General features: G+C 62.0%; 11 protein-coding genes and 1 pseudogene. 10 read left to right on the plus strand and 2 right to left on the minus strand.

Annotated features, from left to right (window positions below):
* Positions 1-3 precede the first annotated feature (3 nt).
* Positions 4-1383, plus strand: coding sequence for a dihydrolipoyl dehydrogenase (gene lpdA, locus J2Y83_RS17385; RefSeq protein WP_253397027.1), 1380 nt, complete (start codon positions 4-6; stop codon positions 1381-1383).
* Positions 1384-1516: 133 nt separating this feature from the next.
* Positions 1517-2536 (plus strand): branched-chain amino acid aminotransferase, encoded by a 1020-nt coding sequence (locus J2Y83_RS17390; RefSeq protein ID WP_253397033.1) that lies wholly within the window; start codon positions 1517-1519, stop codon positions 2534-2536.
* Positions 2537-2665: 129 nt separating this feature from the next.
* On the opposite strand, the gene J2Y83_RS17395 is transcribed toward J2Y83_RS17390, so the two are convergent.
* The gene (locus J2Y83_RS17395) at positions 2666-3559 is read right to left on the minus strand and encodes a GNAT family acetyltransferase (protein ID WP_253397037.1); all 894 of its coding nucleotides are present in this window, start codon (positions 3557-3559) and stop codon (positions 2666-2668) included.
* A 216-nt stretch (positions 3560-3775) separates the two neighbouring features.
* Between J2Y83_RS17395 and ctlX the strand changes: the two genes are divergently transcribed.
* From ctlX to J2Y83_RS17430, 7 genes are all read left to right on the plus strand, one after another.
* Entirely contained in the window at positions 3776-4702 is a 927-nt protein-coding gene (ctlX, locus tag J2Y83_RS17400; RefSeq protein ID WP_253397039.1) for a citrulline utilization hydrolase CtlX, read from the plus strand.
* A 16-nt stretch (positions 4703-4718) separates the two neighbouring features.
* Entirely contained in the window at positions 4719-5765 is a 1047-nt protein-coding gene (locus J2Y83_RS17405; RefSeq protein ID WP_253397043.1) for an ornithine cyclodeaminase, read from the plus strand.
* A gap of 256 nt (positions 5766-6021) precedes the next feature.
* A complete protein-coding gene (locus tag J2Y83_RS17410) occupies positions 6022-6801 on the plus strand; it encodes an ABC transporter substrate-binding protein (protein WP_253397049.1) in 780 nt (259 codons plus the stop codon).
* Between the two features lie 169 nt (positions 6802-6970).
* Entirely contained in the window at positions 6971-7672 is a 702-nt protein-coding gene (locus J2Y83_RS17415; protein ID WP_247401946.1) for an ABC transporter permease, read from the plus strand.
* Positions 7669-8382: an ABC transporter permease gene (locus J2Y83_RS17420; protein ID WP_247401948.1), complete on the plus strand. Its 714-nt coding sequence runs from the start codon at positions 7669-7671 to the stop codon at positions 8380-8382. Before J2Y83_RS17415 ends, J2Y83_RS17420 begins: the two co-directional genes overlap by 4 nt.
* A gap of 3 nt (positions 8383-8385) precedes the next feature.
* The gene (locus tag J2Y83_RS17425) at positions 8386-9225 is read left to right on the plus strand and encodes an ABC transporter ATP-binding protein (protein WP_247401951.1); all 840 of its coding nucleotides are present in this window, start codon (positions 8386-8388) and stop codon (positions 9223-9225) included.
* Between the two features lie 5 nt (positions 9226-9230).
* Positions 9231-9728, plus strand: a complete 498-nt coding sequence (locus J2Y83_RS17430) for an Lrp/AsnC family transcriptional regulator (RefSeq protein WP_253397057.1) — start codon at positions 9231-9233, stop codon at positions 9726-9728.
* 272 nt (positions 9729-10000) lie between these two features.
* Here the strand turns inward: J2Y83_RS17430 and J2Y83_RS17435 are convergent, their stop codons facing one another.
* On the minus strand, positions 10001-11338 hold the full coding sequence (locus J2Y83_RS17435) for a lysine N(6)-hydroxylase/L-ornithine N(5)-oxygenase family protein (RefSeq protein WP_253397064.1): 1338 nt from the start codon (positions 11336-11338) through the stop codon (positions 10001-10003).
* Between the two features lie 138 nt (positions 11339-11476).
* On the opposite strand from J2Y83_RS17435, the pseudogene J2Y83_RS29905 reads away from it, so the two are divergent.
* Positions 11477-11582, plus strand: a pseudogene (locus J2Y83_RS29905) (hypothetical protein); the annotation flags it as partial.
* Positions 11583-11658 lie beyond the last annotated feature (76 nt).

Consider the following 11658-nt stretch of genomic DNA (forward strand, 5'->3'; position numbering starts at 1 on the left):
GACATGACTCAGACATTGCACACCACCCTGCTGATCATCGGCGGCGGCCCTGGCGGTTATGTGGCCGCGATCCGCGCCGGTCAACTGGGTATCCCGACCGTCCTGGTGGAAGGCCAGGCACTGGGCGGCACCTGCCTGAATATCGGCTGCATCCCGTCCAAGGCCTTGATCCATGTGGCCGAACAGTTCCAGCAAAGCGTCCACCACAGCCAGGGTTCGCCCCTGGGGATAGAAGTGGATGTGCCGACCCTGGACATCCGCAAAAGCGTGGAATGGAAAGACGCCATCGTCGACCGCCTGACGACCGGGGTTGCCGCGCTGCTGAAGAAACACAAGGTGCAGGTCATCCACGGGTGGGCCAAGGTGGTGGACGGCAAGACCGTCGACGTCGGCGACCAGCGCATCCAGTGCGAACACCTGCTGCTGGCGACCGGTTCGAAAAGCGTCAACCTGCCGATGCTGCCGATTGGCGGGCCGATCATTTCGTCCACTGAAGCCCTGGCGCCGACCCGCGTGCCCAAGCGCCTGATTGTGGTGGGTGGCGGTTATATCGGCCTGGAACTGGGAATTGCCTATCGCAAGCTCGGCGCCCAGGTCAGCGTGGTCGAGGCGCAGGAACGCATCCTGCCGGCCTATGACGCCGAACTGACCCAGCCGGTGGCTGATTCCCTCAAGCAATTGGGCGTGAAGCTGTACCTCAAGCACAGCGTCACCGGCTTTGAGCACAACCGCCTGCAAGTGCGCGACCCGAAGGGCGACACCGTGTCGTTGGAGACCGATCAGGTGCTGGTCGCCGTGGGTCGCACCCCCAACACCCAGGGCTGGAACCTCGAAGCGCTGAACCTGGACATGCACGGCGCGGCGGTCAAGATCGACCACCGCTGCCAGACCAGCATGCGCAATGTGTGGGCCATCGGCGACCTGAGCGGCGAGCCGATGCTCGCCCACCGGGCCATGGCCCAGGGCGAAATGGTCGCCGAACTGATCAGCGGTCAACACCGCGAATTCAACCCGGCGGCGATCCCGGCCGTGTGCTTTACCGACCCGGAGTTGGTGGTGGTCGGCCAGACGCCCGACGAGGCCAAGGCGGCGGGCCTGGACTGCATCGTGTCGAGCTTCCCATTTGCGGCCAATGGCCGGGCCATGACCCTGGAGTCGAAAACCGGCTTCGTGCGGGTGGTGGCGCGGCGTGACAATCATCTGATTGTCGGCTGGCAGGCGGTTGGCGTCGGTGTGTCCGAGCTGTCCACCGCCTTTGGGCTGAGCCTGGAAATGGGCGCACGCCTGGAAGACGTGGCGGGCACCATCCACGCCCACCCGACCCTCGGCGAAGCCGTCCAGGAAGCCGCCCTACGAGCCCTGGGCCACGCCCTCCACCTGTAAAAAACGCCCCGCGGGCTTTTGTGGGAGGGGGCAAGCTCCCTTCCCACAAAAGCCCGCTCCCACATGAAGCAAGAATGCAGTATTGTTGCGCCCATTCAGAAAAAAACCGACTTGACCAGAGATAGAGGGTGTCATGGGTAACGAAAGCATCAATTGGGACAAGCTGGGTTTTGACTACATCAAGACCGACAAGCGGTTTATCCAGACCTGGAAAAACGGCGAGTGGCAAGCGGGCACCCTGACCGAAGACAACGTGCTGCACATCAGCGAGGGCTCTACCGCCCTGCACTACGGCCAGCAATGCTTTGAAGGCCTCAAGGCCTACCGCTGCAAGGACGGCTCGATCAACCTGTTCCGCCCGGACCAGAACGCCGCACGCATGCAGCGCAGCTGTGGCCGCCTGCTGATGCCGCAAGTGCCGACCGAAGCCTTCATCGACGCCTGCAAGCAAGTGGTTCGCGCCAACGAGCGGTTCATCCCGCCGTATGGCAGCGGCGGCGCGCTGTACCTGCGCCCGTTCGTGATCGGCACCGGTGACAACATCGGCGTACGCACCGCGCCGGAGTTTATCTTCTCGGTGTTCGCAATCCCGGTCGGCGCCTACTTCAAGGGCGGCCTGGTGCCGCACAACTTCCAGATCTCCGGCTACGACCGCGCCGCACCACACGGCACCGGCGCCGCCAAGGTCGGTGGCAACTATGCCGCCAGTCTGCTGCCAGGTTCGGAAGCGAAAAAAGCCGGCTTCGCCGACAGCATCTACCTGGACCCGGCCACGCACTCGAAGATCGAGGAAGTCGGTTCGGCCAACTTCTTCGGGATCACCCGTGACAACAAGTTCATCACACCGAAGTCGCCTTCGGTGCTGCCAGGCATCACCCGCCTGTCGCTGATCGAACTGGCCAAGACCCGCCTGGGCCTGGAAGTGATCGAGGGCGAAGTGTTCATCGACCAACTGGATATCTTCCAGGAAGCCGGCGCCTGCGGGACTGCCGCCGTGATCTCGCCGATCGGCGGCATCGAGTACAAGGGCAAACTGCACGTGTTCTACAGCGAGACCGAAGTCGGCCCGATCACCCAGAAGCTCTACAAAGAGCTGACCGGCGTGCAATCCGGCGACGTCGAAGCGCCAGAAGGCTGGATCGTCAAGGTCTAACCCAACCACACTGCAAACCCCTGTAGGAGGGGGCTTGCCCCCGATAGCGGTGGCTCAGTCAATATTGCCGGTGACTGACACTCCGCCATCGGGGGCAAGCCCCCTCCCACATTTGATCTGCGATCATTCTCAGGATTGAGTCGGGATATTTTCCACCATCTTCTTCCCCATACTGATCCTCGGCTCCACCCCATACCCCAACGCCTCGTAGAACCCCACCACCGTGTCATTGCCGCCGGTGATCTGCAGGTTGATCTTCATACACCCCAAGGCACTCAACGCCTGCTCCGCATGCCGCACCAATGACGCACCCAGCCCTTGCCGGCGATAGTCAGCGCGCACCGCCACCGAATACAACCAACCACGATGCCCGTCGTACCCCGCCAGAACAGTACCGATCACGACATTCTTATCCGTCGCCACGAAGAACAGCCCGTCATTGACCGCCAGCTTCTTATCAATCGCCAGGGTCGGCAGGTTATGGGCGGTGTCATACCCAAAAGCCTCCTGCCACAACGCAACCACCTGCGCCCGGTGCAGACGGTCGCGATAGGCGCCGATGGGGTGACGCGACGACAGTGCCTTTTCCATCACCAGCGTGCGTTCATGGCCATGGTAGACATCACGCACGGTGTGAAAACCCAACTTGGTGTAGAACGGCTCGGCCGTCAGCGAGGACGGCACACTCAACACCGTCACTCCGGCCTCGCGGGCGCGCAATTCGATTTCAATCATCAGCAGCCGACCAATGCCCTGCCCTTGCAGCGCCGGGTTGACGAACACCGAGCGCACTGCATTGCCGTCAAGGGCAGCGGTGGCAACGATTACCTCGTCCTGAACCGCCACCAGCACCACCCGGTGCCTAAGCAGTTCCAGCACCGCAGCGGGCGAAAAGTTGCCCGCAACCCGGACGATCACCTCGGCCGGGTAATCGCGCGCATTGCTGCTGTGCAAGGCGGCGAGGATGACCTGGCTGATCCCATCTGCGTCGGCGGCCTGGGCAATACGAACGGCGATAGACATGCACTCTCCTTCCTGACTCGGATACCACAACCACCCCCATATTAATGTGGGAGCTGGCTTGCCTGCGATAGCGGTCCGTCAGCCAGCACAGCCGATTCGGCTGCCCTACCCAACTTTTCAGCTTTCCCGGCTGAGCCCCTCCTTGGTTTCAGCCGGGATTCCCCCGCCACAACGCACAAAATAGCCCCACTGCTCAACCCATGGATTCGTGCCCCCATGCAAACCACCAACACCGTCTTGATGATTCGCCCGGCGCGCTTTGCCTTCAACCCGGACACCGCGATCAACAACCGCTTCCAACGCCAGCCCCTCGATCCGCTCAGCGCACAGCAAAAAGCGCTGGAAGAGTTCGACGGCTATGTCGATACCCTGCGCCGGCATGGCGTCGAAGTCCTGGTCGTGCAGGACACCCCGGCGCCGCATACCCCCGACTCGATTTTCCCCAACAACTGGTGGAGCAGCCATGCCGACGGCAGCCTGGTGCTGTACCCGATGGAAGGCCAGAACCGACGATTGGAGCGCAACAAGGGCGTGCTGCAAGTCCTGGAACAACGCTTTGCAATCAAAGACACCATTGACCTCAGCCATCTCGAACACCAGAACATCTTCCTCGAAGGCACCGGCAGCATGGTGCTCGACCGCCAGCACCGGATCAGCTACGCCTGCCACTCCGGGCGCACGCACCACGACGCCCTGCGCCAGTTCGCCGAACGCCTCGACTACCAACTCTGCGTGTTCCACGCCGTCGACCGCCACCACGCGCCGATCTACCACAGCAACGTGATGATGAGCGTCGGCCGCAACCTCTCGGTGGTGTGCCTGCAAGCCTTGCCGGACGCCGACGAGCGCCAGGCCCTGGAACGCTCCCTGCGCGACACCGGCAAGGACATCCTCGCCCTCGACTTCGACCAGTTGGAAGCCTTCGCCGGCAACATGCTCGAAGTCCACGACCGCGACGGCCAACCGCTGCTGGTGATGTCCGCCAGCGCCTGGAACGCCCTGCAACCCGCCCAGCGCGAGCATGTGGAACGCCACACGCGGCCAGTGGTGGTGAACATCGACCACATCGAACGCATCGGCGGCGGCAGTGCCCGCTGCATGCTCGCGGAAGTGCATCTGCCCGCCCGCGCCACCGTCCAATAAATACAGGAGCCACTCCATGACCCGCTATATCGACGTCAACGACCTCAGCTACCTGGTCTCGCAAAAAGGCCTGCAAACCTGCATCACCGAGATGGCCGACTACATCCGCGCCGACTACCTGCGCTGGCAGGATTTCGAGAAATGCGCACGCCTGGCCAACCACTCGCCGGAGGGCGTGATCGAACTGATGCCGGTGTCCGACGCGTCGCTGTACGCCTTCAAATACGTCAACGGCCACCCGAAAAACACCCAGGCCGGCATGCTCACCGTGATGGCCTTCGGTGCCTTGGGCGATGTGGATACCGGCAAACCGGTGCTGCTGGCGGAAATGACCCTGACCACCGCGATTCGCACCGCCGCCACCTCGGCCCTGGTCGCACGCTACCTGGCCCGGGACAACAGCCGCAGCATGGCGTTGATCGGCAACGGCTCGCAAAGCGAATTCCAGGCGCTGGCGTTCCACACCCTGCTGGGCATCAATGAAATCCGCCTGTTCGACATCGACGCCAAGGCCACTGCCAAGCTGGCGGCAAACCTCAAGGCGTTCCCGGCAATCAAAGTGCTCCTGGCCGGCAGTGTGGCCGAGGCGGTGAAAGGCGCGGACATTGTCACCACCGTCACCGCCGACAAGGCCTACGCGACCATTCTCACCGACGAGATGATCGAACCCGGCATGCACCTCAACGCCGTGGGCGGCGATTGCCCAGGCAAGACCGAACTGGACCGACGCATCGTCGAGCGCGCCCGGGTGATCGTCGAATACGAACCGCAAAGCCGCATCGAAGGTGAAATCCAGCACATGCCGGCCGATTCGCCGGTCACCGAACTGTGGCAAGTGATCAACGGCCAGGCGCCCGGCCGCGAGAATGCGCGCCAGGTCACCCTGTTCGACTCCGTGGGTTTTGCCATCGAAGACTACTCGGCCCTGCGCTACGTGCTGGACGTGGCCAAGGCGCTGGACGTCGGCAGCGAACTGGAACTGGTACCCGACCTCGCCAACCCGAAAGACCTGTTCGCACGCCTGGCCCAACCGCCACGCGTACAGCACAAAAAGCGCGCCTGAAACCGCTCTGGCCTGCCGCTTTGCGCCAAGGGCAGGCCAGAATCTCGAGGGTGAAAAGCCGATTCAGCGGGTGCGACAGCCGATTCCGCTGCATTGCCTGTTTTAACAGCGCAATTCGCGCTTTGAGCACGGGGTAAACGACACAAAAAACGCACCACCTTGAAGCATTCTGAGCGCGACCGAAGAGTCAGTAAATGAATGCACGCTGCACCCCTTTGACTGCCCTGACATCAATTACAAAATATAGGGACTCAACATGACGCCACTCCGCTCACTATTCGCTGCGTTGCTGTTGCCGCTGTGCGCCACCGCCGCCCACGCCCAAGACTGGAAAGAAATCCGCTTCGGCGTATTCCCCGAGTACCCACCCTTCGAATCCGTGGCCGCCGATGGCAGCCTGCAAGGCTTCGATATCGAGTTGGGCAACGCGATCTGCGCCAAACTCGAAGTCAAATGCACCTGGGTGCATAACGAATTCGACGGCATGATCCCCGCCCTGCGTGCGCGCAAGTTCGACGCGATCATGTCGTCCATGGCCATCACCCCGGCTCGCGAGAAAGTCATCGACTTCAGCGACCGGCTGTTCCTCAGCCCCACCTCGGTCATCACCCGTAAAAGCGCCGACTTCGGCGAAACCCCGGACTCCCTGAAAGGCAAGCAAGTCGGCGTGCTGCAAGGCTCGCTGCAGGAAGCCTATGCGCGTGCGCACCTGGCCAAGCTGGGCGCCCAGATCAAGGCCTACCAGTCCCAGGAGCAGAACTACGCCGACCTGCAAAACGGCCGCCTCGACGCCACCCTGACCGACAAACTCGAAGCCCAGCTCAACTTCCTGTCCAAGCCCGAAGGCGCCGACTTCAAGACCGGCCCGGCCTTCAAGGACCCGACGCTGCCCCTGGACATCGCCATGGGCCTGCGCAAGAACGACCAGGAACTGCGCGCGCTGATCAACAAGGGCATCGCTGCCGTACAGGCCGATGGCACCTACGCCAATATCCAGAAAAAATACTTCGGCGATCAAGACATCTACAACGAGTAAGCCAACACCGCCCTTGTGTGAAAAGGCTTGTGTGGGAGGGGGCTTGCCCCCGATAGCGGTGGGTCAGTCAGTACATGCGTCGACTGGCAGGCCCTCATCGGGGGCAAGCACCCTCCCACACAAGCCGTCTCACACTGGGGTATGTCTGCGCCCTTTAGAGATCTCCCCCATGAACGAATTCCTCAACCTGCAGGGCTACGGCCCCATGCTCGCCCAGGGCGCCTGGATGACGGTCAAGCTGGCGTTCCTGGCGCTGGGCCTGAGCCTTGGCCTGGGCCTGATCGCCGCCGGCGCCAAGCTCTCCAGCGCCAAATGGCTGCGGCTGCCGGCCACGCTCTACACCACGCTGATTCGCAGCGTGCCGGACCTGGTGCTGATCCTGCTGATTTTCTACAGCCTGCAACTGTGGCTGAACGACCTGACCGAAACCTTCGGCTGGAACTACTTTGAAATCGACCCGTTTACCGCCGGGGTGATCACCCTGGGGTTTATCTACGGCGCCTATTTCACCGAAAACTTTCGCGGCGCGATCCTCAGCGTGCCGGTCGGCCAACTGGAAGCCGCGACCGCTTACGGCTTGAGCCGCTGGCAGCGTTTTCGCCTGGTGCTGTTCCCGCAGTTGATGCGCTTCGCCCTGCCGGGGCTGGGCAATAACTGGCTGGTGTTGCTCAAGTCGACGGCGCTGGTGTCGATCATCGGCCTGTCGGACCTGGTCAAAGCCGCGCAAAACGCTGGCAAGACCACCAACGAACCCTTGTACTTCCTGATCCTCGCGGGCCTGGTGTACCTGGTGATCACCACCCTCTCCAACCGCATCTTCAAGCGCCTCGAACGGCGCTACAACCTCGGCATCAAGGGGATGGCGCGATGATCGAACTGTTCCAGCAATACGGCCTGGCCTACCTGTTCAGCGATGGCGCGGGCTTGTCCGGGGTGGCGATGACCCTGTGGTTGTTCATCATCTCGGTGCTGTTCGGGTTTTTCCTGTCGATCCCCCTGGCGCTTGCGCGCGTCTCGGAGCACTTTTGGCTGCGCTGGCCGGTGGAGGTGTACACCTACCTGTTTCGCGGCACGCCGCTGTATATCCAACTGTTGATTTGCTACACCGGGCTATACAGCCTGGAGGTGGTGCAGGACAACGCCTTGCTCAACCAGTTCTTTCGCAACGCGCTGAACTGCACGCTGCTGGCGTTCGTGCTCAACACCTGCGCCTACACCGTGGAAATCTTCGCCGGGGCGATCCGCAACATTCCCCATGGCGAAATCGAAGCGGCCCGCGCCTATGGCCTGCACGGCTGGCGACTGAACCTGTTTGTGCTGGTGCCCGCCGCGCTGCGCCGTGCGCTGCCGGCCTACAGCAATGAAATGATCCTGATGCTGCACGCCACGTCGCTGGCGTTTACCGCCACCGTCGCCGACATCCTCAAAGTGGCCCGCGATGCGAATGCCGAGACGTTCCTGACGTTCCAGGCCTTCGGTATCGCCGCGCTGCTCTACATGCTGCTGTCCTTTGCACTGGTGGGCCTGTTTCGACTGGCCGAACGTCGCTGGATGCGTTTTCTTGTTCCTACCCGAGGCTAACCCATGAATCAGTCCGCGCAGGCCCTGGCCACTTATCCGGTTGATGCACCACTCGCTGCCAAGACCGCTACCGATACCGCCGCGATCAAACTCCAGGTCGAAGGCATCCACAAACGCTACGGCGAACACGAAGTGCTCAAAGGCGTGTCCCTCAACGCACGCAATGGCGACGTGATCAGCCTGATCGGCGCCAGCGGCTCGGGCAAAAGCACGATGCTGCGCTGCATCAACTTTCTCGAACAGCCGGACGCCGGCGTCATCACCCTGGACGGCATCAGCATCGAAATGCGCCAGGGCCGCGCCGGCACCCACGCGCCGCACCAGGCACAACTGCAGAACCTGCGCACACGCCTGGCGATGGTGTTCCAGCATTTCAACCTGTGGAGCCACATGACCGTGCTGGAAAACATCACCATGGCCCCGCGCCGGGTGTTGGGCGTAAGCGCGGCCGAAGCGGAAAAACGCGCGCGAATGTACCTGGACAAGGTGGGCTTGCCGGGCCGAGTGGCGGATCAATACCCAGCGTTTCTGTCCGGCGGCCAACAGCAGCGCGTCGCCATCGCCCGAGCCCTGGCGATGGAACCGGAAATCATTCTGTTCGACGAACCGACCTCCGCCTTGGACCCTGAGCTTGTAGGAGAAGTCCTCAAAGTCATACAGACGTTGGCTGAGGAAGGTCGTACCATGTTGATGGTCACCCACGAAATGGGCTTTGCCCGCCAGGTGTCCAGCCAAGTGCTGTTCCTGCACCAGGGCCGGGTCGAAGAGCAAGGCGGCGCCGAGATCCTCGACCATCCCAACAGTGAACGCTTGCAGCAATTTCTTTCCAACCGTTTGAAGTGAAACCCATGGATACCAAGGCCAACGGACCCCATTCCGCCCCTGCGCTGGATCGCATCGATGAGGCGATCATCGATGTGCTGCGGCATCAGGGGCGCATCACCTACGAAAAGCTCTCGTCGCTGGTGCATCTGACCCCCAGGCCCTGCCTGGAGCGGGTGCGCAAACTCGAACGACGCGGGGTGATCCGTGGGTACGGGGCGATCATCGACGTGCAGATGGTCTCACCGGGGCTGTCGCTGCTGGTGCTGGTGGCCTTGTCCAACCAGAGCGGGCGCTCGGCGCAAAAGGCCTTCGAAGCCTGCGTCAAAGCCTGCCCGCAGGTGTTCGAATGCCAGTTGATCAGCGGGCCGTTCGACTACAGCCTGCGCATGCGTTGCCGGGACATGGAGCATTACCGGGTGCTGACGGAAACCTGGTTGAACAACGACGAGTTGCACATCGACAAACTGGTAGCCCACCCCGAGCTCGCGGTAGTCAAAAACACCGCCACCGAACTGGCCTGACCGCCCCCCAAACACCGAAGATCAAATGTGGACCAGATAGGGCTCATTCTGCTCTTGGGCACAGCCATATAGCCGGCCTGATCCTGAAAGCCGAGCGCGGTCAAGAGTGTGGGAGGGGGCTTGCCCCCGATTGCGGTGGATCAGTCAACTAATTGGTAGCTGACAGATTGCTATCGGGGGCAAGCCCCCTCCCACATTTTCTCAACCGTGCCCGCTTAATATTTTCTTACCCTGCTTTGCCCCTACAAGCGTGCAGCCCGAACACCCGTTCGTCAGCTCGCCGTAGCAAGCAGCAAATCCTGCACCGAACGCCCCTGCCCACGGTGGCGATCATGCGCATGCAACGACGCCGCAATCTCATCCGCCCGGATCGGCAGCACCGACAGCAAGGTATCGCTCAACCCATGGCTGGCCTGGCTGAAGCCCTGGATGTAGATGCCAGCCTTGCAACGCTCGTCGGTGACGATGCGGTAGTCGCGGCTGACTTCGAAGTCGCTCATATAAGCCTCCAGCGGCGCCAGCAGTTCGCGGTGCGTCTGGCGCTCGTAGCCGGTGGCCAGGATCACCGCGTCGTAATGGCTGACGCTGGTTTCGCCCGTGGCGTTGTTGCGCAGCGCCAACTCGATGCCCAACGGACTGGCGCTGACGTGCTCGACCACGGTCAGGGTGCGGAAGGCCTGGCGCGCAGTGCCGGAGACTTTCTGACGATAGAAGATGCCGTAGATGCGCTCGATCAAGTCCAGGTCGACCACCGAATAGTTGGTGTTCTGGTACTCGGCTACCAGGCGCTCACGCTCGGCGCTGACCTGCTGGAACACCAGGTCGGTAAAGGCCGGCGAAAACACTTCGTTGACGAACGGGCTGTCATCCGCTGGCTTCAGCGCCGAACCGCGGAGGATCATGTCGACCTGTACCGACGGGAAGCTGTCGTTCAAATCGATGAACGCTTCGGCCGCACTCTGGCCGCCGCCGATCACCGCGATGCGCATCGCCTTGCCCTGCACGCAGGGTTGTTGGGCCATGCGCGCCAGGTATTGGGAATGGTGGAAGACGCGGGGGTCATCCTTGAGCGCCTTGAACACCTCGGGCACACGCGGCGTGCCGCCGGCGCTGACCACCACCGAACGGGTGGTGCGCACATGCTGTTCACCCAGCGCATCGCGGGAAATCACACGCAGTGCGTCAACCTGCTGCTGGTGCAGGATCGGCTCGATGGCCAGCACTTCCTCGCCGTAGCGGCTCTGGGCCTGGAACTGCCCCGCGACCCAGCGCAGGTAGTCGTTGAACTCCATACGGCACGGATAGAAGGTGCCGAGGTTGATGAAATCGACCAGGCGATTGTGGGCTTTCAGGTAGTTGACGAAGGAATACGGGCTGGTGGGGTTGCGCAGGGTCACCAAGTCCTTGAGGAACGAAATCTGCAGTTCGCTCTGGGTCACCAGGGTATTGCCGTGCCAACGGTAATCGGCCTGTTTATCGAGAAACAGCACGTCCAGTTTGCCCTGGGCCTTTTCGCGCTCCTGCAGGGCGATGGCCAGCGCCAGGTTCGAAGGGCCGAAACCGATACCGATCAGGTCGTGAACCGCGGGCGAAGCAATTGCCTGTGTCATTCCAGTGTCCTCTGGATAAGCCCCTTGGCGGTGGGGCGGGAATACCTTCACGACCTGCACAACAGGCCACGTGTTGATAGGAAACGAGGACAGTGAATTAAAATTTAACCGATCGACGCTCAGGGCGCGTTCCACGCGCGCATCCTGTACGCCGCCCCGGACCTGAATGTGCAACGGCGCCTGTCACGCCAGCATTGCCTTGTACAAAGCGTTAGGCGGCGGCTGGGAGACCGACATCCGATAAACGAAAGTCGCATTTCGTACACGTACCGTTTTGTCCTCCTACATTTTTCCCCCCACGGTCCTTGGTAAAAAAGTCG

The sequence above is a fragment of the Pseudomonas marginalis genome (assembly GCF_024169655.1).
GTDB lineage: Bacteria > Pseudomonadota > Gammaproteobacteria > Pseudomonadales > Pseudomonadaceae > Aquipseudomonas > Aquipseudomonas paraveronii.